This is a genomic window from Legionella cardiaca (assembly GCF_029026145.1).
Taxonomy (GTDB): domain Bacteria; phylum Pseudomonadota; class Gammaproteobacteria; order Legionellales; family Legionellaceae; genus Tatlockia; species Tatlockia cardiaca.
This window is the reverse complement of sequence record NZ_CP119078.1, coordinates 1,036,796-1,059,110: the sequence shown is the minus strand read 5'-3', so window position 1 is coordinate 1,059,110 and position 22,315 is coordinate 1,036,796. Positions and strand designations below refer to the sequence as shown.

The window sequence follows — 22,315 nt, the reverse complement described above, 5'->3', positions numbered from 1 at the left end:
GCTTATTTTCCCCACGTATCTTTAAGACCTACTACTCGATGAAAAGTAGTCACTTTGCCATTCTCAATTTGATTTACACAATAATAACCCAGACGTTCAAACTGAAAGACTTCGTTTAGGTGCTGATTTGCTAAAGAAGGTTCACAAAGAGCCTGTTTTACTTCCAATGATTCCTTATTAAGAAACTGGAGAAAATCATCTTCCCGAGCAGGATTTGCATCGGTAAATAATCGATCATATTGAAGAATCGTTATTGGATGGGCCTCTTTACAGGATACCCAGTGAATAACGCCCTTCACTTTTCTGTCAACCGGGTTTTTCCCTAAAGTATTTTCGTCATACGTGCAACGTAATTCAGTAACGTTACCTTCTGCATCATGAATCACCTCAGTACAACGAATTACATAAGCCTGCCTTAGACGAACCTCGGAGCCTGGAGATAATCGGAAATAGTCTTTAGGAGGATTTTCCATAAAATCACTACGCTCAATATATATTTCACGGCTAAATGGCAGAATACGAGTTGGTGATTCAGGATCCTGAGGGTTAAATTTACCTACTAATTGTTCAACTTTATCCGAGGGATAATTCTCTATCACAATTTTTAAAGGATCGAGTACACAAAGAGCACGTTTTGCTGTTTTATTTAATTCATTTCGCACACACTCTTCCAGGATAGACATATCGATAACCGAATCACTTCGTGAAATTCCTATCACTTCACAAAATTGCCGGATTGCAGCAGGAGGATAACCACGTTTGCGCATACCACGCAAAGTAGGCAATCTTGGATCATCCCAACCAGACACTACCTTTTTTTCAACTAAATCCCTTAACTTGCGCTTTGAAGTTACCGTATGAGATAAATTAAGACGCGCAAATTCTGTTTGTACAGGTTTAGCAGGCACTGGTAAATTATCAATGAACCAATCATACAGCGGTCGGTGGTCCTGGAATTCAAGTGTACATAATGAATGCGTTATTTTTTCCAGTGCATCTGAAATAGGGTGAGCATAATCATACATAGGATAAATACACCATTCATCTCCCGTTCGTTGGTGGGAAGCATGCCGTATACGATACAATACGGGATCACGCATATTCACATTGCCTGATTGCATATCAATCTTGGCGCGCAAAACATGTGTACCGTCAGGGAATTCGCCTGCTTTCATTCTCTCAAACAACTGTAGATTTTCTTCAATAGAACGATTGCGATAAGGACTCTCACGACCCGGCTCAAGTAGTGTACCGCGGTGTGCACGGATTTCTTCCATACTTAAGCTATCCACATAGGCTTTATTGTTTTTTATTAAATGGATGGCAAAATCATAAAGCTCATGATAATAATCAGAGGAATGCGTAAGCGCATACCAGTTAAAACCAAGCCAACTGACATCCTCTGCAATTGCATCAACAAACTCTTGTTCTTCTTTTATAGGATTTGTATCATCAAAACGTAAATAACAACGTCCTTTAAATTCCTCAGCCAAACCAAAATTTAAGCAAATTGATTTAGCATGACCAATGTGTAAATAACCGTTGGGCTCTGGTGGAAATCTGGTTATTACTTCCTGATGCTTACCACTTGCTAATTCGTCAGTAATTAACTGCCTGATAAAATGTGCTCTTTTTTCACTACCTTCAGTCATAATCTCACTCATTCTTATCTATCATTTGCCGCATTTCGCTAATTAAAGAAGCGCCAGCAGCAAGAGCATCACCCTTGTTACTATGTGCTTCATATATCTTACTAATTAGTGCTGCACCAACAATCACCCCATCCGCAAAGGAAGCAACTTTTGCAGCCATTGCTGGTGTCTTAATACCAAACCCTACCATAAGAGGTAAATCGGTTTGAGACTTTCGTTTTTGATACTGCTCTTTTACCTGTTGCAAATCAAAATCATCAGAACCAGTTACCCCTTTTAGGGAAACATAATAGAGATAACCTCGACCATAACTATTTATCAAAGCGATACGCTCATCAGAGGTTGTGGGAGAGCATAAGTAAATGCTGTATAAATTATTAGTTTGCCATATTAAAGCGACTGACTCACTTTCTTCAGGAGGCAAATCAACCAAAATAGTGCCGTCAACTCCCACCTCATGAGCTCTTTTAGCAAAACGCTCATATCCATACTGCTCAATAGGATTGACATATCCCATTAATATAATCGGTGTTGTTTGGTCTTTTTTGCGAAATTTCTCTATGATAAGAAAAACATCATCACAATTTATTCCATGAACAAGCGCCCTTTCCATAGCCGCTTGAATAACTGGTCCTTCTGCCATGGGATCAGAAAAAGGTATACCAATTTCTAAAATATTAGCACCTGCAGCAACTAATTCATGCATTAAAGGAACTGTTATCTCTAGCTCGGGATCGCCAGCAGTGATATAGGGACTTAGCACTTTTCTACCGCTTGTCCTCAATTGTACTAATGTCTTATCAATTCGATTCATAAATTTACCTTATAAACATAAGTACTACGTCTATTTTAAAGTTAATTATGCCATCGCATTTTTCTTTGAGATTGCACAGAGAAGAAAGCGAAGACTTACAGCAACACAATTTTATAATGATAAACCATCAATATTGGCTACGGTATGAATATCTTTGTCTCCTCGCCCTGACAAATTGACAATAATTCGTTGCGAAGACGACATTTTTTTAGCTAATTTCAGCGCATAAGCCACAGCATGACTTGATTCTAACGCTGGTATAATTCCCTCTACCTGGGTCAACGTGCGAAATGCATGAAGTGCTTCATCATCATTAATAGCCACATACTCTACCCTACCACTATCTTTAAGGTAAGCATGCTCAGGACCCACGCCAGGGTAATCAAGTCCGGCTGAAACAGAGTGAGTATCTTTGATTTGGCCATATTCATCGCAGAGTAAATAAGTGCGGTTACCATGTAAAACGCCAGGCTTTCCGGCAATTAATGATGCTGCATGCTCACCAGTCTCAATTCCTTTTCCACCAGCCTCAACGCCATAAATTGCTACCGACTTATCATTTAAAAAAGGATGAAATAAACCAATTGCATTGGAACCACCACCAACACAAGCCACTAAAGCATCTGGCAACTGTCCTGTTTTTTCTAGAATTTGTGCGCGTGATTCCTTACCAATAATTGCCTGAAAATCTCTTACCATTTGTGGATAAGGATGAGGACCTGCCACTGTACCAATAATATAAAAAGTGTTATCGATATTACTGACCCAATCTCGCATTGCTTCATTCAAGGCATCTTTTAGAGTTTTTGAACCTGCCGTCACAGGAACAACTTCAGCTCCTAATAACTTCATTCTATAAACATTGATGGATTGTCTTTTGATATCTTCTGACCCCATGTAGACAACGCATTTCATACCAAATTTTGCAGCGACCGTAGCAGAAGCAACACCATGCTGACCAGCTCCCGTTTCAGCAATAATCCTGGTTTTACCCATTCTTTTAGCGAGTAATGCCTGCCCCACTGTATTATTGATTTTATGGGCACCGGTATGATTGAGATCTTCTCGTTTTAAATAAATCTGAGCGCCACCAATTTTGGCACTTAAACGCTCTGCATGATAAAGAGGAGTGGGACGCCCAACATATTCTCGTAGTTCAGAAGTTAACTCAGCTAGAAACTCAGGATCCTTTTGATACTTCTGGTAAGCATGCTGCAACTGTTGTAAAGCATTCATTAAAGTATCGGCTACAAAAATACCACCATATTGGCCAAAATGCCCGTGATTGTCTGGAAGTTCTCTTTCACTCATACTTCGCCCCATAATGCGTTAACAAACTGACTCATTTTATTATGATCCTTAATTCCAGGAGATGCTTCAACACCACTGCAAACATCCACTGCATAAACCGACCGTCCTGTAACTGCTTTTCTAATATTAGACGCACTTAAACCACCAGCTAAAATTAGTGGTTTTTTTATATTTTCTGGAATTACGGTCCAGTCAAAAACTTGTCCTGTTCCCCCATGGACAGGGGAAGGTGTATCCAGCAAAATAGCCGACGCATGCCGATGTTTTGCACACTGTTCATCAATAAAATCCCTTGAATTTGCGCGTATAGCTTTAATAAAGGGCTTATTAAACTGGGTACAAAACTCTGGCGCTTCATCACCATGGAATTGCAAGTACTGGATTGGCAATTCATGCGTGATCTGCTCAACTAATGAAGGAAGAGGATTTACCAATACTGCAACAATATCCAGAAATACAGGAGCATTTTGTACTAATATTTTCGCATCTTCAACAGAAACACAGCGCGGACTTTTAGGGTAAAAAATAAGTCCAATAGCGTCAACACCTAATGCGACTGCATGGGCGATATCCTGTTCGCGCATCATCCCACACATTTTTATTCGCACCCGCTTTTGAGTCACTTACCGCTCCCATAAAAACAAAGGACCTGGATTTGCCTGAATCACCCCAAATTCTTTTGGATACGCAACTGCCACTAAGTATAAACCATAAGGAGGCGCTGTCTCGGCACCTAAGCGCCTGTCTTTTGCCTGCAATACTTCATCAACCCAGGCAACTGGTCTTTTTCCGGAGCCAACCGCCATTAATACTCCCGCAATGTTCCTTACCATATGGTGAAGAAAAGCATTTGCCGTAATATCAATCATAACCAAATCACCTGCTCGTGTTACTCGTAAATCATGTACATTCCGCATGGGTGTATTCGATTGACACTCGACAGAACGAAAAGAGGTATAATCATTTTCTCCTAACAAGCATTTACTCGCTTCCTGCATTGCATGATGGTCCAACTGTCGATATTGCCAAGTGACACTACTACGCAAAAGCGCTGGTCGTATTGGTGAATTATAAATAATGTAACGATAACGTCGAGATAAGGCAGAGTAGCGGGCATGAAAATTATCTGGCATTTCCCGCCCCCACTTCACACAAACATCCTTAGGCAAAAAAGAGTTTGCCCCATGAATCCAGGAACGAATAGTTCGTTGTTTTTCACAATCAAAATGAATAATCTGGTTTGTAGCATGCACACCTGTATCGGTTCTACCTGCACAGACAACACTGACGTCTCCATCAGCGACCTTTGTCAAAGCATGTTCCAGGACTTGTTGAACCGTATGCAGGCCAGTTTGCGCTTGCCAGCCATGATACTGGCTACCATCGTATTCAACCCCTAAGGCAATACGCATGAGGATTTCCTGCTAAAAACGGCCAATGTATAACACCAGAATACGTTTGTCTAGGGCGTATCTTCAATTGCTTAGCTTAAGCGATAAATTAGGCGAATTTGCAGGCAGAGAAGCAATTGAAGATACGCTCTGGAGTATAGGCAACCCCGTATGTTAATCCGAGCTTCTTTTCTTGATTAAATTTATTAATCAAGATCTTATATTGAACGCAATGACTTTTTTGTGAGCGTGATTTTGTGTATTATCGCCACTTCTTTGACTAAAACAGGAAAGTGCAATGCCAAAGTTAGCTGACAATGCCTTAAGGGCAAAAAACATTACATCCTTATTACTGAATATGGGAGTTGAACTACAAAATAGCCCAATAAGTTGTAATGGTGAGTTTTTTGGTTTTAATTTGCAAAACCATACCAACATCCTAGGACTTCAAACAAAAATTCAGTCTTTATTGCAAGTAGCGCCTGCGAAGCGGATTAATTTACCTACCCTTATTACCCAGGAAATTGACGAGGCTACGTGTCCTTCACAAGCACAAATGGACACACATAAAAAATCATGCAAAGCCATCTTTGATGTTTTACAAATGCAAGGACTTGACTACTCTCTCGATAAAGAACTAGAACAAATTACAATCAATCTTCCCAATCCTTATGGCCAATTGTTTGCATGCTTGGAGTATAACTACATGCATGTTTCAGGCAATCAAGTAATATTTGATCTTAAAAAGTATTTACAAAATAAACCAGAGAATCTCTTCCTGTTTGAAGACAAAGTACCGTATTTATTTGCAAAAACAGAGGCCTTTGAGAGAAAACAAGTTTTCTATGCGCAAAAACATTCTAAGGAAGGGATTGAAGTAACGCCCTATTTCTTTATCCCCAATGCCTCTTGTCCTCCTGATTATCATTTTGTTCTGGATACCAGCACAAGTATGGAAGGCAATCGTTTAGAAACGCTTAAAGCGAGTGTCATTACATTCGCTAAGGCATTATTTCAATTTCAGCCAAATGCAGTGATAAAAATTACTACATTTAACAGTCAGATTAATTTGCTTGGAACCTACAACAAAGAACAAATTACTGCATTGGAGTCTGACGTTAATAACTTAAACGTAAATGGAAATACTTGTCTTTATAGAGTAACGTCGCAACAATTAATTCATATTCAAGAATCCAGTCGCCACAATAATATTTTATTATTCACAGATGGTCAAAATGACTCCTATGATAGTGAGTTACAGTTAGAATTGTTGAAAAAACATATTCACGCACTGCAAACTGGTTCGGCTCTAACTACTGCAAAAAATAAATTTTATATCCTCAACTATGGCTCCCAGCAACCTCAAGCTTTATATCAGGTGACTCAATTATTTGACTCTCCAATTATTGAAACTGACACACCTCATTTCATGGAAACATTGGACAAGCATGAGAAATTACAAGAATGGGCAGCATTACGAGAGTTATTTGAGTGTCGCCTGGAAGTATCCAACAACGCGAAGCAATCTAAGCGGGAACCAATTAATTATGTGCGTCCATTTGATATGTCAGGTCAATTTGCTGCTTTGGAAACGGAAAAATTTCAATACGGTGATGTGTTACAATTGGTAGTTAAAGACAGTAATGGTCATATAATACTTGATGATAAAAAAGAACTTCCTAAAAGTAGTGTCGTAGATTTGAGCTTGTTTAACTCGAATAATAGTACGGTTGTTTCAACCCCTTATACGTCAGCATTTACTCTCTAAGCAAAAAAGCCTTAACCCTTCTTAGGGTTAAGGCTTTATCCTCTTAAATTCCTCTTCTGAAAAGCGATCCTTGCTTAGAATCATTGCATTAATTAGTTGGCTATTTCATAATCCGCAACAAACTTATCGCTTCTGAAAATATGACTGCAAACATACTTGATGGCAGCTTGGTTTCTTCTAAAGTAAAACAAGAAATAAAATTAGCTGTTACTGAAATGCTCAATGAAGGTAAACGAGCCCCTGGATTAGCCGTTATACTGGTAGGCGACGATCCTGCATCGAGTATTTATGTCAACAATAAGCGAAAGGCATGTTTGGAGGTAGGATTTAATTCCTTTGCCTACAACCTCCCTAAATCAACGACAGAAAAGGAATTATTAACTCTTATTGATGATTTGAATCATTCAACTGAGGTTGATGGTATTCTTGTGCAACTTCCTTTACCAGAAAATATTGATCCAAATAAAATCATCGAATGCATTAGCCCGCAAAAAGATATTGACGGGTTCCATCCTTATAATATGGGTCGTTTGACGATACGCAACCCTCTGCTGCGACCTTGTACACCCTATGGTATTATTCATCTTCTCGATTATTATAAAATCCCTATAGAGAGTAAGCACACGGTTGTTATTGGGGCCTCCAATATTGTTGGCAGACCTATGGCGATGGAATTTTTATTGGCTGCCGCCACTGTAACCATTTGCCACCGTTTCACAGAAAATCTGGAGCAATATGTACGTCTAGCAGATATTCTCGTTGTTGCTGCAGGGAAACCAGACATTATAGATGTTGAATGGCTTCATTCAAAACAAGTTATCATTGACGTTGGAATTCATCGATTACCGAATGGTAAATTAAGAGGCGATATGGATTTTGATAAAGCTAAAAGCCGGGTTAGCTGGATAACGCCTGTGCCAGGTGGAGTCGGGCCGATGACTATCGCTATTTTGCTGCAAAATACTTTATTTGCAGCAAAACAGTTGCGTACTATTAGCTAGCGATCCAGATCATCCCAATCAAATTCGCCATCTAACTCGTCTTCTAATTCTTCTCTTAAACGTTTGCGTTCAAGCCTGTCTTCAAGCATTTTACGCACACGTTTTTTGTGATCCATGTCTTCAGCATTTTCTTCTTCGTAAGAGTAATCAGAAAAAGAACTGAACTCTTCTTCAGGTTCTCTAGGAAAGCCCATAGTTGCCTCCATTGGTCTTTAACACATTCTAAGTATAGTGCAAAACTTTTTTTGCGTATTTTTAACCACAAGAATTGCTTAAACCCTCACAACGTTTATACTTCCCTCTTTTTAATTAAATTACTCTATGCTTAGCTATCAACACGGATATCATGCCGGCAATTTTGCCGATGTCGTGAAGCATCTAACCCTTTCTCGTATCCTTACCTACATGATTACTAAGGAAAAACCGGTGTTTTATCTTGAAACACACTCCGGAAAAGGGTTCTATGATTTAAAAGACTCTCAGGCAGCAAAAACAGGCGAATACCTTCAAGGTATTCATTTGTTATGGCAGCATAAAAATCAATTACCGCCTCTGTTTTCGCCCTATTTAAACTGTATTAATAGTTTGAATAAGACAGATGACTTGCGCTTTTATCCTGGTTCGCCACTGCTTGCAATCGAACTCTTACGTTCCCAAGATCGTCTCTATTGTTGTGAATTACATCCCCGTGAATTCAGCCAGCTCGAATCCTTACCTCATGCTGGAAAGCGAGTTTTTTTTAGTCATACTAATGGAATAACAACTTTAAATGCATTGTTACCACCACCAGAGCGACGGGGTGTTATTTTTCTCGATCCGTCCTATGAAGTTAAAGATGAATACAAAGTAATTCCCAAGGCCATTAAAGCAGCTTATCAGCGATTTTCCACAGGTACTTTCTGTCTTTGGTATCCATTGGTTGATAAAAGATTACATCAACAACTTCTTAGAGGCATGGAGAATATTGAGGCTAAAAATTCATTGCGGGTTGAATTTTCATTAACTTCGATGAACCATCAGGGAATGACAGGTTGTGGTTTATGGATAATTAATCCTCCTTATGTCTTAGAAGAAGAAATGAAAATCATTCTCGAACAATTGCGCACCTTATTTAATCCTGGCGTTTCTTTTTTTACAATTGAGTGCAAATAAAGATTTGCCTATACGTTTCTCCCAATTCCGTGTCAAACCGCAAAATAGTTACCTGCCTGCGGCGGGTATGACACGGATTAGGACTCTTGATTTAGTCCTCATCAGAAATAGTTACCCACTGTCCAAGTATGAGACGATTGTATGAAATAAACTTCCAAGATCAATCAATGTCATGCCCGTGCAGGCGGTCCAACATATACAAAAAACTTAATAATGCCTTGCACATATAATATTTCCTTAAGAATCACTCCCTAGAATGATTATTTTTATTCCTAGCATTATAAAAATGAAGTTATCGAAGAAAAGTTATCTGCAAAGAAAAAACCCTCAACCTTATCGTTTAAATGTCGAGGATTATCCTCTTATTCTTCCCTACTACTTCGCAAAATATCAAATTAATAATATTTCATTTGTTGTTAACGGCTCTACAGAGTTGGGACAAGCAATGATGGCGCGCAACCAATTGGAATTGCAGGCAGAATTCGATGAATATAAGAATAAAGAGTTAGTCTATGCAATGCAGGTTATACGAGACTGGGTTCCACCCAATGTGAAGATGCCCGGTAAATATAAGTTAAATCAAAAAAATACCAGATATTCTGATTTCCAAAGATACTATCCAGAATTATATAAGGCAATTAAAGACCAGTTTTTAGATCAAAATGGGAGATTTAAAGAGTTAACGCTTGAAGAGAAACATCAATTAAACTCCATTGTTAAAAAATTAAAATGTCGTAAAAAATTAGATCAATACCAAAATGAAATAGTCGCTGATTTAGCTGAACGTAAAAGTAAAGTCTGCCTTACTAAAATCCAAGCAGTAGCAGAAATAAAGGCTATTCAAAGAACTTTAAACCCAAACGAGACGGTGGCTTATTTTTTTACAAATAACCGTCGTAAAGGTTCAGCACATTTTGAAGTTCTTCTAATTAGCCGTAATCGAGTTATTAAGCCAGTTCATTGGCATCTGCATGAAGACAATATCTTGGATGAAGTCCATCTCCCTGATATGTTTCATACTGATCTATCGCCCTTTGTCAGTTTTGAGTTCAATCAAGCCTCTTCAGAAGAACTTCATGATGATCCAATAAAACGTGTACAACCTCAAGCTGACCTGGATTCTTGCGGAATATTAGGACTTTTATATTTCAAAGAATTATTAAAAGCCAATGCTGAACAGCTCAATGAGTTCTCTTTAAACATCCCCCTCTATGTCGATGCAGATAACAGAGTAAAGAAAAATTGTTTATTTTTCCCCTCTCCTCAAGTTTTACGCTACTCACAATCAAAACTTTATAATCAGATTATTAAAGCGATGCTGGAAGGCACGCAAGACGTAGTAAGCATTCGATATAAAAATATTACTTATAAAGTAAAAACGTTAGAGTCTATTTTAAGGTATTCAATTCAAAGTTCACGAGAAAAAGCTGACGTTGAAACTGCTAAACACAATGAGGAATTGTTAGCTAATTTACCTTCTTTTAGACAGAGATGGTTAGAAGAATATAAAAATGCTGCTGCAAAACGTCAGAGGATGCAAGGGCAGCCAAACAACCTCTATTTATCTTATAAAGGACGCCGTATTGAAGAAATTCTTCATGATATTAAAACAGATAACAAAAAAAGTGAAAAGAGAGCGATTCCATCAGTAAATAAAGAGGAGGAATCTAACAAACTTCATCCAAGAAAAAAATCTAAACAGGTACATCCTTCATTGAATGAAAAAGCAATGTGCGAAGCCAATAAAACGCAGAGCTCAGGCCTGCACTCTTGCGCTACTGTAGCCAAGGAGAGCTATAATCCAATTTATGAGAGCCTGTCATCCAAACCACGTGTCGTGTTTTATAAAATGATGTCGTTTTTTAAACCTCAAGGGCAAGCTTTAGTTGCCTATAATCCACTTTATAAAAGTTTAAATGAAAAGGAAAATGACGAACCCCTTCATTGCGAGATTTCATAGACTGCTAAGCTAGTCTCAAAAATAATACAGGAGGTAATAATGAAAATTCTTCCCATATCCGCTTTTAATGACAACTACATATGGCTAGTTATTGATGAGTCGATGGAAACAGCTTTCTGCGTTGATCCCGGGGACGCTCAGCCGGTATTTGATTTTCTTAATGCCCATTCATTAACGCTTGAAGCAATTATTCTTACTCACCATCATCATGATCACATTGGAGGCGTTGCAAGTCTTCTTGGAACATTCCCGGCTATTACTGTTTATGGTCCTCAGGATTCACGTATTGCTCATATTACTTCTCCAATTAATAGTCATAGTAACCTGTCTCTGCTTTCCTGTAATTTTCAAGTTTTAGAAACCCCAGGGCATACCTCAACTCATCTGAGCCTTTATGAGCCCAATTATCAATGGTTATTTTGTGGGGATACATTATTCTCAGCAGGCTGTGGGCGTGTCTTTGATGGAACTATTGAAGAATTATATGATTCTTTGAATCGCTTAAAAGCATTGCCTGAACAAACGAAAGTGTTTTGTGCTCATGAGTATACCCGCCAAAATCTTCGCTTTGCAGCCTTAGTTGAGCCTGATAATTTGACCGTGCAAAATTATGCTGCACAGTTAAATAAGACTAATCAATGCTCCTTACCTTCAACAATAGCCTTAGAGAAAGAAATTAATCCCTTTTTACGGACTGAGGAGAAAAGTGTCAAAAATTATGCGAAAGGTAAAGGTCTCAACGATCCAGATTCCTTTTCTATTTTTAAACAATTGCGTGTTGATAAAAATAATTTTTCTTAACAGATAGAATTAATTTAAACCTTTTGGAGCATTTAAAAACCAAAAAGGGTTTATTGTGAGGAGTTTATTTAGTACACTGGCTAGCCTTTTAATTCGTAATAGGCTGTCACATTGAAGTTTAGACCAAGAATTTTTAGTTTAATCCTTTTATTGTCAAGCTCTTACGTGTTTTCAAATGTTGCACAGGCGACGCAGAACGTTTGGGACGTTTTACGAAGTCAGTTCAGCTTAAATCATGAAACGACACAACCTGAAGTACAAACTCAACTTCGTTGGCTTGTTTCTCATCCCAGTTACTTGAATAAATTAGCGCGTTCTGAACCTTACATTTATCATATTGTAACGGAGATTAGAAAAAGAAGGATGCCAGGTGAAATAGCACTGCTTCCTATGATTGAGAGTGCTTATGACCCTTTTGCTTATTCAGGTGCCGGAGCAGCTGGTTTATGGCAATTAATGCCTGGTACGGGTAATAACTTAGGCTTAAAACAAGATTGGTGGTTTGATGGCCGCCGTAGTATTCGTCCATCAACTGACGCAGCACTTAATTATTTAACCTATTTAAATAAATATTTTAATGGTAACTGGATTCTTGCTATTGCTGCTTATGATTCCGGTGAAGGTACCGTTTCACGAGCTATAAAAAATAGTCGTCAGTCAAGAAATATACGTTTCTGGTCTTTACCATTACCGGACGAAACGAGAGCTTATGTTCCTAGATTGTTAGCATTAGCTGAAATTATTAAATATCCTCAACGTTACGGCGTTACTTTACCAGATATTCCTCATGTACCTTATTTCGAAGAGGTTAACATTGGTAGTCAAATTGATTTAAATCATGCGGCAAAGCTGGCAGGTATATCTTATAAGGATCTTATTAAATTAAACCCAGGGTTTAATCGTTGGGCAACGGCTCCTTACAAGCCGTTTAAATTACTCATTCCTGCTAATAAAGTTGCAAGTTTTAATCGCAATCTTGCAAATGTTCCAGAAGAGAAACGTGTTAGCTGGAGTCGCTACCAGGTTCGACGGGGTGATGATTTAAATTCTATTGCCCGTAAAAACTTTACTACGGTAAAACTACTGCGTGAATTGAATCAGTTAAAATCTGATAAATTACGAACAGGACAGTATGTTCTTATTCCAAGTACTAAAAACGCACCGGTAGCTTCCCCACCTAAATCAACTGTGCTTGTTTCAATTAGCGATCAGCCCGCAACCACACAAAGCTATAAAGTAATTCACATTGTACAAAAGGGCGAAACTTTTCCGATGCTGGAAAAAAAATACAATGTGTCGACGGCAGAAATTCGCCAGTGGAATCAAATTAATGATCCGCAGCCTTTAAAAGTTGGGCAACAACTAACTATATGGAAGCGCACCATTAAATATGGCATTTATATTGTAAAAGCTGGCGACAATTTAAGCCGCATTGCCAAAAAGAATAATACCAAGGTAGCAACACTTACAAAATTAAATCCCAACATTAACACAAAATTGCTACACCCTGGACAAAAGTTAGTTATTGGCTAGTTAGAACAGGCATCAAAACTTGGATTAATTGCAGTTTTTGATGCCTGTCTAAAAGCAACTTATACTCTATGTAAACTCTCAAAAAGGTAAAAATATGCAAATTTATAAACACTTGCGTGAGAGTTTAAAATCGTGTGATATACTTAAGTAAGTATTAAATTTTTACAGCAGCTATGAAACTACTCTTTGATTTTTTTCCAATTTTACTTTTTTTTATTAGTTTTAAATTATTTGGAATCTATAATGCCACGGCGGTAGCAATGGCTGCATCCTTACTTCAAGTTATTTTCCATAGAATTAAACATCAACGTTACGAAAAAGTTCATTTAATAAGTTTGGGAATAATCCTGGTTTTAGGTGGTGCTACTTTATTTTTCCATAATCCCTGGTTTATAAAATGGAAACCTACAGGAATTTACTGGCTCACTTCATTAGTATTTCTGTTTTCTCCTTTTGTGAGCAATAAACCTTTAATTCAAAAAATGATGGATGGCAATATAAGCTTACCGAAAAAAATCTGGTATCGTTTAAATTATGCTTGGGCCCTGTTTTTTGTTTTAATGGGTAGTGTTAATCTGTATGTGGCGTACTATTATAGTACTGAAATTTGGGTTAACTTTAAGTTATTTGGTGGTGCTGGTTTTACGTTATTATTTGTCTTTCTACAGGCATTATATCTAACCAGACACTTGATTGAAAAAGACGTAGAACAACCCTCCGGTGAATCCCGTAGGGGCTGAACTATTAGGAGCAAGAATGCGATTGCTACTGGTTGAAGATGATGAATTACTGGGCGATGCAGTAAAAGCTGGCCTTACTCAATTTGGCTATGTAGTAGACTGGCTAAAAGATGGTGAAGCAGCCAGAGCAGCAGTAAAATCTGAATCATTTGAACTTATTATTCTTGATTTGGGATTACCTAAACTTTCAGGATTAGGTTTCCTTCAAGCCATTCGTCACGATGGAAATGCTACCCCTGTCATTATTCTTACGGCTCGTGAAACAGTCGAAGATCGTGTAAAAGGTTTGGATAGCGGTGCTGATGATTATCTAACCAAGCCCTTTGATTTAAACGAATTGAGCGCCAGAGTTCGGGCACTGGTTAGACGCTCGCAAGGTCGAGCTGATTCTGTTCTACAATATCGCAATATCACTCTGGATCCTGCGGCGCATTCTGTCTACGTTGACGATGTAATGGTCAATGTTCCGCGACGTGAATTTGCATTGTTGCAAAAATTGCTGGAAAACAGCGGCCAAGTTTTATCGCGAGAGCAATTAATGCAAAGTATCTATGGTTGGGATGAGGATGTGGATTCTAATGCCCTGGAAGTTCACATTCACAACTTACGCAAAAAACTCAATGCCAATTTTATTCGCACTATTCGTGGTGTCGGATATATGGCAGAAAAGAATGAGAGTAATTAAGTATTGTGAAATCCTCCATACGCAAGTTTTTGCTAATTAACTTATTATTAGCAATAACAATTACAACGACATTAACTGCCATAGGTAATTACTACTTAGATCAAAAAGATATTCAAGAGCATCTTGATACATTAATGGCTATTTCTGCCTTATCCTATCAAGCTTTACTAGGGGATGATCTTCATCAACGTCCCCTTGGAAAAATTCAAGATGCGCTTGAAATTATTCCTCAAAAAATTGACAACTATTATCAACGTCGTTTTTTAAATGATCTCCCTCCCAAAAGTTATTTGGATAAATTTAATTTTCAAGTATGGACAAATGGAGGTAAGCTCTTATTACATTCGCCCACTGCTCCTAAAATCCCTCTCACCTCTGAAATAGATGGTTTTAGTGACAAGATGGTGGCAAATCAAAAATGGCGTGTTTTTACTACTTATAATGAACAAGCGGGTGTACGAACCGTTTTAGCCGAACGCTATGATACTCGTAATGAACTAGGCCATCGCATTGCCCAAGATGATCTCTATATCATGTTATTAACGTTTCCTTTATCTGGATTATTAATCTGGATAATCATTGGTAGAGGTCTGGATAGTCTTGATAGAGTTGCTCAGGAAGTTGCGAACCGTGCCCCTACCCATTTGGAGCCCGTTGATTTGCAAGAAGTACCCGAAGAAATTAAGCCCGTTATTGATGAGTTAAACAAATTATTTTATCGACTTAAAGAAGGGTTTGAACGGGAGAAACGCTTTGCCGCGGATGCGGCTCATGAATTGCGTACGCCACTCGCCGCATTGAAAGCACAAGCACAAGTGGCATTAAATACAAATAATATTGATGAGAAAAACCAAGCTCTGCAAAAATTAATAGCCAGTGTTAATCGCAGTACTCATATCGTGCAGCAGTTGCTGACAATGAGTAAACTTGTCCCTGAAGCAGCAAGTATTAATGATATCGATGAAGTAAACCTTGTGAAGATAGCTCGCGAAGTCTTAGCGATGTTAGCGCCGAGTGCCGTGGAAAAACAAATTGAACTGGATTTTGAACATGATGAGCACTTACCCCGTTTTGCAGGCAATCCCACCGCGCTGGGTATTTTAATTCGCAATCTTGTGGATAATGCAATTCGCTATTGTAAAGAGAATGGCAAAGTCTCGGTACGTATTTATGCGCAAAATCAAGAGTTAATCCTGGAAGTACGCGACAATGGTCCTGGAATTCCCAGTGAACTTCAAGATCGCGTGTTTGAACGCTTCTTCCGTGTACTAGGAAATAAAAGTCCAGGTAGTGGTTTGGGATTAGCCATTGTTCGACAAATTACCGATCTTCATGGAGGTCGCGTAGAACTTGCCTCACCAACCGAAGGAACTGGACTTATTGTTCGAGCTTACTTTCCAACGAAGGCAAACTAGCGAGCCCCATTGTCTTCCAAACGTCATTACCGACTGGATAATAACTGTAGTGCCTGGCGGATCAGTTGCTCACAGGTTTTACTACCATCATCAATTTTTTTGATCACTTTTGCGGCCTCTTGCTGTTTATAACCCAAGGCTTCTAAAGCACTAATTGCTTCTTCTTGATCATTCCTACTATGCAATAATTTCTGGGTTTGCTGTTCATAAGAATTCGTAAATTGCTTAATACTATCTCTCATTTCCACTAACAAGCGTTCAGCAGTTTTTTTACCAATACCTGGCAATTTTGTTAACAACTGAGCATTTTCGTCTTCAATACATTGAATAAATTCCGTAGGGGTAATGCTTGATAGAATTGCCATTGCTACTTTAGGACCCACCCCATTTACCTTGATTAAGGCTCTAAACAAAGCGCGCTCTTGCTTATCCAAAAAGCCAAATAATAATAAAGCATCCTCACGAACGATTGTATGAATGTGTAAACCGATTGAACCAGGCTGCGTCTCGAGTTGAAAAAAAGTATGAAGCGATGTCTCAACATCATAACCAACCCCATTGACATCCAACACTAATTTACCAGGCTGATTTTTATCCATAATTTGTCCGTTTAACCAACCAATCATCGCGCGCGTCTCCTAGAATTTGTTGACTGCTGGATAAGGGATAAGTTATGACGCATATGGCTATGGCAAATTGCAATTGCCAATGCATCTGCAGCATCATTTTGCGGCGCACTATTAAGCATCAATAACTTAACCACCATATGTTTTACTTGTTCTTTTTGGGCAGCCCCATAACCAACCACTGATTGCTTAACTTCTCGAGCAGAATACTCACTAACTTTGACACGATGGGAAGCAGCAGCGACCATAGCCACACCTCGAGCGTGGCCTAACTTAAGAGCAGAACTTGGGTTTTGATGCAAAAACACCTGCTCTATAGCGACTTCATCAGGATGATAATCATCCATCAGCTGACAAATCCCATCAAAAATCTGCAAAAGTCGGTGACTTAATTCACCTTCAGAAGTTCTGATACAACCACTGTCGATGTAGCGAATTTTACGTCTTTCCTCCTGAATTATCCCGTAGCCTGTAATACGAGAGCCAGGATCAATTCCCAGAATAATGCTCATTAAGCAGTTTCAAATAGAACATCAGGAAGTTCCGCATTACTATGAACTTCCTGTACATCATCCAAATCTTCAAGCATATCAATTAATTTCATTAGTGATTCGGCAGAATCTTTATCCAGAGAAACCGTTGTTTGTGCGCGCATCGTTAAATGAGATTGTTCCACTTCATAGCCAGCTTCCTGAAGAGCAGAAAGAACAGCATGATAGTTATCCGCGGCAGTAATAACTTCCATCTGATTATCTTCAGTAACAACGTCTTCTGCACCGGCTTCAATAGCTACTTCCATTGCCCGCTCTTCAGGTTGTCCGGCGACCAGCAAAATTTCACCTTGTTTATTGAATAAATAAGATACGGAACCATCAGTGCCCAAATTTCCACCATGCTTAGTAAAAGCATGCCTTACCTCTGAAACAGTACGATTTTTATTATCGGATAAACAATCAACCAAAATAGCAACGCCACCTGGACCATAGCCTTCGTAGCGCATCTCAATCATATTAGCGCCGTCTAACCCCCCTGCACCTCGCTTAACGGCATTATCAATGGTATCTCGCTTCATATTCGCTTTAAGCGCTTTACTAACAGCATCCCGCAATCTGGGGTTTGTAGATTCATCGCCCCCTCCTGTTCTTGCTGCTACAGTAATTTCACGAATAAGTTTAGTAAAAATTTTGCCGCGTTTAGCATCTTGGGCTCCTTTACGAAAACGAATGTTAGCCCATTTACTGTGTCCTGCCATGACTATATACCTCAAGAAAAAGCGCTAACCAGTTTTGAGGATATCCACTGAGACAAAACAAAGTAGAATTTCCAAACCCCGAATTAGCCCAACTTTAATTAAATAATAAAATTATACATCGTCAACGCTATAAAAAGAACTGATGCTAAGCTCGTATCCTCTAATAAGCTCGACATTTTTTACTTTTTCAAGCTATGCTAATGGCGTTAAATTATGAAGGGAGATTGTGGTGTATTTAGCAGGATTCGGTAATTACCATCAAACTGAAGCAATACCAGGAGCATTACCTAAGGAGCAAAATTCCCCACAGCAGTGTCAATTTGGCCTTTTTGCCGAACAACTCAGTGGTAGTGCCTTTACTCGACCAAGACATAGTAATTTACATAGCTGGCTCTATCGCACACTCCCATCCGTGGTTCATGAGGATTACAAGCCTTATGAAAAAGCCTGTTTAATAACTTATGCTGAAATGCAAGCGCCAAACCCCATGCGCTGGACTCCTCAACCGCCTCTTACAGTTATAAAAGATTTCATAGACGGTTTATTTTTTTTAGCGGGTAGCAAATCAGCCAATGCCTACATTTATCAATGCAATCAATCCATGCAAAAACGCTATTTTAGTAATAGTGATGGAGAAATGTTATTTGTTCCCTATTTAGGTGAACTGACATTATTTACTGAATTTGGAAAACTTTCGCTTGCCCCAGGGAAAATTGCGGTCATCCCTAGAGGCGTGAAATTTAGAGTTGATTTAGACTCATCATTTGCCGCAGGTTATCTATGTGAAAATATGGGACAACCATTTAGTTTACCTCAATTAGGTCCAATCGGTTCTAATGGCTTAGCAAATCCTCGACATTTTGTATATCCCTATGCAGCTTTTGAAAATATTCACGATGAGGTGCAATTGCTGTGTAAGTATCAGCAAAAATTTTGGTCAGCAAAGTCCAATCACTCGCCTTTAAATGTTGTTGCCTGGCACGGTAACTATGCACCATATACCTATGATCTTGCTTTATTCAATACCATCAATACAGTAAGCTTTGATCATCCTGATCCTTCAATATTTACTGTATTAACATCGGAAAGTAATACACCCGGCGTAGCCAATCTTGACTTTGTTATTTTTCCGCCACGATGGATGGTAGCAGACCACACTTTCAGACCCCCTTATTTTCATAGCAATATCATGAGTGAATTGATGGGGTTGATTACAGGTGAATATGATGCAAAGAAAGAGGGTTTTCTTCCAGGCGGCGTTAGTATCCACAATTGCATGACAGCGCATGGACCTGACAACGATACTTATCGTAGTGTTATCAATGAAGAATTAAAACCAACTCGCTATCAAAATACCCTGGCCTTTATGTTTGAAACTAAAAAACCATGGCTAGTGAGTGAACAAGCTTTATCACATTCTACCAGAGAGAAAAATTATTCCGCATGCTGGCAACATTTGCCTTGCAATTTTGATCAATCCTAGATTAAATCCAATAATTATCAAATAAAAAAATCTTTTTAATTCAAGGAGTGAAACCAATGAGTTTAAGTCACGTCAGATCTTTCTTAATCGCTACTACTATTGGTCTTGTGCCCTTATGTGGAAATACCGCAGAAGCAACTAATAGCACTCCTCAAGAATCATTCCAGACAAATTGTGTTGATTCCTGGATGAAAAGAATGGAAGACATAAAAGATAAAATTGGTTATAGAAATTTTGGTGAAAAGTATTGTGAATGTGCTTCTCGTCACCCCTTAGACACCCAAGAAGCGGTGAATAAAACAATGCAACTGTGTATGTCACAAACACTTTTGCAAGACACCATGGATTCTCTTGAAAACGAAGTAGGCCTGGATAAAGCCACTAATGAAGACATTGATGAATATTGTATCGATAAATTTACTCTTGTTTTCCCCAAAATGGATGACAAAGATAAACAAGCATCCAGCAACTATTGTAGCTGTGCTAAACCTGAGCTAATGAAACTTGTCAAAATCTCTGACAACTTAACTGATAAACAATACAGCGACCAAATCAACGCAATTGCAGCTCAATGTTCTTCAGGCGTAAGTGAAGGCACCTCTGCTACAGCTGCCAGCTCAGACACACAGAGTACAACAAATGGCGAGGACTCTAGCGCAAATAACAATAAGAGCAGTGATTAAAGCGATGAGGAGAAAGAAGAAATAATCATCTATGTTGGACTCATTATTGTTCCTTATTAATTAGGACCTAGAGGCTCTTAATTAATAAGGGTAAATGTATTCATATCAATTTCGTAGCTGAAATCAAGAGCTAAAGCATCTTCAAGAAATTTGTACGCATTGCCCATTTAGATAGTTAATTGAGGGCGGCATGCCAGCATTAACACTAAGCAAAAAAAAGGCACTTAAAGCTATTTGGCAAAACTGTGAAAGTACAAACTTGTTGACGGTCGGACAATTATCCTAACGACATAATATTGCATTAACAATGCTATGCTAAGCTCAGGTTAGAACTCTGTAATTTTTAAAACTTAACGTTATGCCCCCAAAGAAGAAAGATCCTTCAGGATTAAAACGTTTCCACGACGCACAAGAAAAACAGTATGATGATGCCTATGCTGAAATCAAATCTGGAAGAAAAATCGGTCATTGGATTTGGTATATCCTTCCACAGCTAAAAATATTAGGTAAAAGCCCGAATTCAGCAACCTATGGCATTACTGATCTCACTGAAGCCTGTGCTTATTTGCAAGATGAGGTACTTTTTTCGCGTTATCTTAAGATGGTAAAACTGATTGCCGAAAAATTGGAACAAGGGATCCACGTTAACGTATTAATGGGATCCTATCTTGATGATAAAAAGGCTACAGATGCATTAAAACTGGCGTCAAGTTTAACCCTTTTTCAATACGCAGCGCAGCACTTGACCACCTCAACCGAAGAGCCAATAAAAAGTAATTTATTTAAACTTGATGAATACTGTTCGCGTGTTCTAAAAATTATTGAACAGCAAGGTTACCCTTATTGCAAAAAAACCTATAACAATATCTCAAAAGCCAAGGAATTTACTAAAGTTCAAATGACTGATGAGGTGTTAGAAGTAAAACAATCCACTCCTCCCATACCCCATGAAAACTTATTTGCCTCAGAGACAGCATTATCTCTTAATAAAGCGCCCTTAGTGCAAATGATCGTTGAACAATTAATCAAAAACATCGAGCAAAAAAAACATGGCCGCGCTAGTTGGTTTCAACTTAACACAGAAAATAAAGTCCGAAAATTAACAGCCATTTCTCATTGGCTCTCTAACCATGAGCTTAATGAAGCAAATGAGACTATCGTTCTCGCACTCATTCGAGATATTTGTGCAATAAAACGAAATAATCTAGGTTTATTCAAGCCTCACAGTTTACAGGAGTTTGAAGGCTTATTGGATCGACATCATTTCCAATCTCCTCCAGAACAATGCTCTTTTAGCCCTGAAAATTTAGCCAATATAAAAGAAAACACGCTTTATATTGATAAGCTTATTCAAGAAAAAATTGAGCCTCAAAAGTATTGCAATAAAGGTGATTCATCAATATAAAATAGTTAAATACAAGCTGGCAACTAAAGGGTTTTATGTCTGTAATGCTTTCAGAAAATGATAAAGAAATAATTCGATTAATTGATAGCCAAGTAAAACAATTAATCGATAAAAATGCGCCCGAACACGTGATCATTAATACTCTAATTGATTTTATTCCTGAGACAAAATGTATAATCAATTCAACGTGCATGAAGGAACTTGAAGTGTATTACCAGAAATATCAAAATTTTAATTATTTTGCACAGTTGATTACTCAAGAGATGGTTTAATTTTAAACGCAAGCAGGATATTTAATCCAATAATAATATAGTCCAGCGATTTCACGTACAATAGAATAAATATCGCGCCACTCAAAATAGTTGGCATGTGCCGTATAAAGAGGTGATATATTACATCGTAATTCTTGCTGATATAGCTGAATTCCCTTATTAAGTCTGGCAGCTAACCGTTGCGAGAGCGTGCCATCAGGATTAACTTTAGAGCCTAAAATAATTGCGACATCACTACGATGAATTTTATCAGTTTCAGGCATACCAATCTTAAGCTGATGGGTTCTTGAACAGTCATCAATGTCAACAATTACCTAATTACGCATAATAATCTCGTGAAACTAATTACATAACTGCTCCATTATAGAACA

Annotated in this window: 23 protein-coding genes; 13 read left to right on the top strand and 10 right to left on the bottom strand. The window is 38.4% G+C overall.

The genetic code is table 11. The annotated features are described in order from the left end of the window. Nucleotides 1–2: 2 nt before the first annotated feature. From PXX05_RS04645 to truA, 5 genes are all read right to left on the bottom strand, one after another. Nucleotides 3–1,652 (bottom strand): glutamine--tRNA ligase/YqeY domain fusion protein, encoded by a 1,650-nt coding sequence (locus tag PXX05_RS04645; protein ID WP_275090461.1) that lies wholly within the window; start codon nucleotides 1,650–1,652, stop codon nucleotides 3–5. A gap of 4 nt (nucleotides 1,653–1,656) precedes the next feature. Beyond that, complete coding sequence (gene trpA / locus PXX05_RS04640; protein ID WP_275089897.1) at nucleotides 1,657–2,466, bottom strand: tryptophan synthase subunit alpha; 810 nt, start codon at nucleotides 2,464–2,466, stop codon at nucleotides 1,657–1,659. A 111-nt stretch (nucleotides 2,467–2,577) separates the two neighbouring features. Then, complete coding sequence (trpB, locus tag PXX05_RS04635; protein ID WP_275089895.1) at nucleotides 2,578–3,777, bottom strand: tryptophan synthase subunit beta; 1,200 nt, start codon at nucleotides 3,775–3,777, stop codon at nucleotides 2,578–2,580. Further along, entirely contained in the window at nucleotides 3,774–4,400 is a 627-nt protein-coding gene (locus tag PXX05_RS04630; RefSeq protein ID WP_275089894.1) for a phosphoribosylanthranilate isomerase, read from the bottom strand. Before PXX05_RS04630 ends, trpB begins: the two co-directional genes overlap by 4 nt. Beyond that, on the bottom strand, nucleotides 4,401–5,189 hold the full coding sequence (gene truA / locus PXX05_RS04625; protein WP_275089893.1) for a tRNA pseudouridine(38-40) synthase TruA: 789 nt from the start codon (nucleotides 5,187–5,189) through the stop codon (nucleotides 4,401–4,403). Nucleotides 5,190–5,466: 277 nt separating this feature from the next. Here truA and PXX05_RS04620 point away from each other — a divergent pair, with 277 nt between their 5' ends. Both PXX05_RS04620 and folD read left to right on the top strand, forming a co-directional pair. Then, a complete protein-coding gene (locus PXX05_RS04620) occupies nucleotides 5,467–6,936 on the top strand; it encodes a VWA domain-containing protein (protein WP_275089892.1) in 1,470 nt (489 codons plus the stop codon). 140 nt (nucleotides 6,937–7,076) lie between these two features. Continuing rightward, nucleotides 7,077–7,937 (top strand): bifunctional methylenetetrahydrofolate dehydrogenase/methenyltetrahydrofolate cyclohydrolase FolD, encoded by an 861-nt coding sequence (folD, locus tag PXX05_RS04615; RefSeq protein WP_275089891.1) that lies wholly within the window; start codon nucleotides 7,077–7,079, stop codon nucleotides 7,935–7,937. Here folD and PXX05_RS04610 read toward each other — a convergent pair. Continuing rightward, nucleotides 7,934–8,131 (bottom strand): PA3496 family putative envelope integrity protein, encoded by a 198-nt coding sequence (locus PXX05_RS04610; protein WP_275089890.1) that lies wholly within the window; start codon nucleotides 8,129–8,131, stop codon nucleotides 7,934–7,936. The two genes, folD and PXX05_RS04610, sit on opposite strands and share 4 nt — an antisense overlap. Before the next feature lie 127 nt (nucleotides 8,132–8,258). On the opposite strand from PXX05_RS04610, the gene PXX05_RS04605 reads away from it, so the two are divergent. The 7 genes from PXX05_RS04605 to PXX05_RS04575 all read left to right on the top strand — a co-directional run bounded on the left by PXX05_RS04605 (nucleotide 8,259) and on the right by PXX05_RS04575 (nucleotide 16,223). Further along, complete coding sequence (locus PXX05_RS04605) at nucleotides 8,259–9,089, top strand: 23S rRNA (adenine(2030)-N(6))-methyltransferase RlmJ (protein ID WP_275089889.1); 831 nt, start codon at nucleotides 8,259–8,261, stop codon at nucleotides 9,087–9,089. A 286-nt stretch (nucleotides 9,090–9,375) separates the two neighbouring features. Next, nucleotides 9,376–11,049, top strand: coding sequence for a hypothetical protein (locus tag PXX05_RS04600; RefSeq protein WP_275089888.1), 1,674 nt, complete (start codon nucleotides 9,376–9,378; stop codon nucleotides 11,047–11,049). Nucleotides 11,050–11,088: 39 nt separating this feature from the next. Further along, nucleotides 11,089–11,850, top strand: a complete 762-nt coding sequence (gene gloB, locus PXX05_RS04595; RefSeq protein WP_275089887.1) for a hydroxyacylglutathione hydrolase — start codon at nucleotides 11,089–11,091, stop codon at nucleotides 11,848–11,850. 165 nt (nucleotides 11,851–12,015) lie between these two features. Next, nucleotides 12,016–13,383, top strand: a complete 1,368-nt coding sequence (locus PXX05_RS04590) for a lytic transglycosylase (RefSeq protein ID WP_275089886.1) — start codon at nucleotides 12,016–12,018, stop codon at nucleotides 13,381–13,383. 173 nt (nucleotides 13,384–13,556) lie between these two features. Next, nucleotides 13,557–14,123: a septation protein A gene (locus PXX05_RS04585; RefSeq protein WP_275089885.1), complete on the top strand. Its 567-nt coding sequence runs from the start codon at nucleotides 13,557–13,559 to the stop codon at nucleotides 14,121–14,123. Nucleotides 14,124–14,139: 16 nt separating this feature from the next. Continuing rightward, entirely contained in the window at nucleotides 14,140–14,808 is a 669-nt protein-coding gene (locus PXX05_RS04580) for a response regulator (protein ID WP_275089884.1), read from the top strand. A gap of 5 nt (nucleotides 14,809–14,813) precedes the next feature. Continuing rightward, nucleotides 14,814–16,223 carry an ATP-binding protein gene (locus PXX05_RS04575; protein WP_275089883.1) on the top strand — a complete coding sequence of 470 codons (1,410 nt, stop codon included), beginning with the start codon at nucleotides 14,814–14,816 and terminating at the stop codon, nucleotides 16,221–16,223. A 26-nt stretch (nucleotides 16,224–16,249) separates the two neighbouring features. Here PXX05_RS04575 and ruvA read toward each other — a convergent pair whose 3' ends face one another. Genes ruvA through PXX05_RS04560 form a run of 3 tightly spaced genes read right to left on the bottom strand, consistent with a single transcriptional unit; the run spans nucleotide 16,250 to nucleotide 18,101 of the window. After that, complete coding sequence (ruvA, locus tag PXX05_RS04570) at nucleotides 16,250–16,849, bottom strand: Holliday junction branch migration protein RuvA (protein ID WP_275089882.1); 600 nt, start codon at nucleotides 16,847–16,849, stop codon at nucleotides 16,250–16,252. Beyond that, a complete protein-coding gene (ruvC, locus tag PXX05_RS04565; protein WP_275089881.1) occupies nucleotides 16,846–17,361 on the bottom strand; it encodes a crossover junction endodeoxyribonuclease RuvC in 516 nt (171 codons plus the stop codon). Before ruvC ends, ruvA begins: the two co-directional genes overlap by 4 nt. Continuing rightward, nucleotides 17,361–18,101 (bottom strand): YebC/PmpR family DNA-binding transcriptional regulator, encoded by a 741-nt coding sequence (locus tag PXX05_RS04560; RefSeq protein ID WP_275089880.1) that lies wholly within the window; start codon nucleotides 18,099–18,101, stop codon nucleotides 17,361–17,363. Before PXX05_RS04560 ends, ruvC begins: the two co-directional genes overlap by 1 nt. 229 nt (nucleotides 18,102–18,330) lie before the next feature. On the opposite strand from PXX05_RS04560, the gene hmgA reads away from it, so the two are divergent. From hmgA to PXX05_RS04540, 4 genes are all read left to right on the top strand, one after another. After that, nucleotides 18,331–19,584, top strand: coding sequence for a homogentisate 1,2-dioxygenase (gene hmgA, locus PXX05_RS04555; protein ID WP_275089879.1), 1,254 nt, complete (start codon nucleotides 18,331–18,333; stop codon nucleotides 19,582–19,584). Nucleotides 19,585–19,640: 56 nt separating this feature from the next. Further along, a complete protein-coding gene (locus tag PXX05_RS04550) occupies nucleotides 19,641–20,267 on the top strand; it encodes a hypothetical protein (RefSeq protein ID WP_275089878.1) in 627 nt (208 codons plus the stop codon). Nucleotides 20,268–20,625: 358 nt separating this feature from the next. Further along, nucleotides 20,626–21,672, top strand: a complete 1,047-nt coding sequence (locus tag PXX05_RS04545; protein ID WP_275089877.1) for a DUF1810 family protein — start codon at nucleotides 20,626–20,628, stop codon at nucleotides 21,670–21,672. A gap of 35 nt (nucleotides 21,673–21,707) precedes the next feature. After that, nucleotides 21,708–21,944, top strand: a complete 237-nt coding sequence (locus tag PXX05_RS04540) for a hypothetical protein (RefSeq protein WP_275089876.1) — start codon at nucleotides 21,708–21,710, stop codon at nucleotides 21,942–21,944. A 2-nt stretch (nucleotides 21,945–21,946) separates the two neighbouring features. On the opposite strand, the gene PXX05_RS04535 is transcribed toward PXX05_RS04540, so the two are convergent. Then, nucleotides 21,947–22,207 carry a hypothetical protein gene (locus PXX05_RS04535; RefSeq protein WP_275089875.1) on the bottom strand — a complete coding sequence of 87 codons (261 nt, stop codon included), beginning with the start codon at nucleotides 22,205–22,207 and terminating at the stop codon, nucleotides 21,947–21,949. Between the last annotated feature and the right edge of the window lie 108 nt (nucleotides 22,208–22,315).

Excerpts from the sequence above, each read along its gene's own strand:
- PXX05_RS04645 (WP_275090461.1), bottom strand. The coding sequence starts at position 1,652 with ATGACTGAAGGTAGTGAAAAAAGAGCACATTTTATCAGGCAGTTAATT.
- trpA (WP_275089897.1), bottom strand. The coding sequence starts at position 2,466 with ATGAATCGAATTGATAAGACATTAGTACAATTGAGGACAAGCGGTAGA.
- trpB (WP_275089895.1), bottom strand. The coding sequence starts at position 3,777 with ATGAGTGAAAGAGAACTTCCAGACAATCACGGGCATTTTGGCCAATAT.
- truA (WP_275089893.1), bottom strand. The coding sequence starts at position 5,189 with ATGCGTATTGCCTTAGGGGTTGAATACGATGGTAGCCAGTATCATGGC.
- PXX05_RS04620 (WP_275089892.1), top strand. The coding sequence starts at position 5,467 with ATGCCAAAGTTAGCTGACAATGCCTTAAGGGCAAAAAACATTACATCC.
- folD (WP_275089891.1), top strand. The coding sequence starts at position 7,077 with ATGACTGCAAACATACTTGATGGCAGCTTGGTTTCTTCTAAAGTAAAA.
- PXX05_RS04610 (WP_275089890.1), bottom strand. The coding sequence starts at position 8,131 with ATGGGCTTTCCTAGAGAACCTGAAGAAGAGTTCAGTTCTTTTTCTGAT.
- PXX05_RS04605 (WP_275089889.1), top strand. The coding sequence starts at position 8,259 with ATGCTTAGCTATCAACACGGATATCATGCCGGCAATTTTGCCGATGTC.
- PXX05_RS04600 (WP_275089888.1), top strand. The coding sequence starts at position 9,376 with ATGAAGTTATCGAAGAAAAGTTATCTGCAAAGAAAAAACCCTCAACCT.
- gloB (WP_275089887.1), top strand. The coding sequence starts at position 11,089 with ATGAAAATTCTTCCCATATCCGCTTTTAATGACAACTACATATGGCTA.
- PXX05_RS04585 (WP_275089885.1), top strand. The coding sequence starts at position 13,557 with ATGAAACTACTCTTTGATTTTTTTCCAATTTTACTTTTTTTTATTAGT.
- PXX05_RS04580 (WP_275089884.1), top strand. The coding sequence starts at position 14,140 with ATGCGATTGCTACTGGTTGAAGATGATGAATTACTGGGCGATGCAGTA.
- ruvA (WP_275089882.1), bottom strand. The coding sequence starts at position 16,849 with ATGATTGGTTGGTTAAACGGACAAATTATGGATAAAAATCAGCCTGGT.
- ruvC (WP_275089881.1), bottom strand. The coding sequence starts at position 17,361 with ATGAGCATTATTCTGGGAATTGATCCTGGCTCTCGTATTACAGGCTAC.
- PXX05_RS04560 (WP_275089880.1), bottom strand. The coding sequence starts at position 18,101 with ATGGCAGGACACAGTAAATGGGCTAACATTCGTTTTCGTAAAGGAGCC.
- PXX05_RS04550 (WP_275089878.1), top strand. The coding sequence starts at position 19,641 with ATGAGTTTAAGTCACGTCAGATCTTTCTTAATCGCTACTACTATTGGT.
- PXX05_RS04545 (WP_275089877.1), top strand. The coding sequence starts at position 20,626 with ATGCCCCCAAAGAAGAAAGATCCTTCAGGATTAAAACGTTTCCACGAC.
- PXX05_RS04540 (WP_275089876.1), top strand. The coding sequence starts at position 21,708 with ATGTCTGTAATGCTTTCAGAAAATGATAAAGAAATAATTCGATTAATT.
- PXX05_RS04535 (WP_275089875.1), bottom strand. The coding sequence starts at position 22,207 with ATGCCTGAAACTGATAAAATTCATCGTAGTGATGTCGCAATTATTTTA.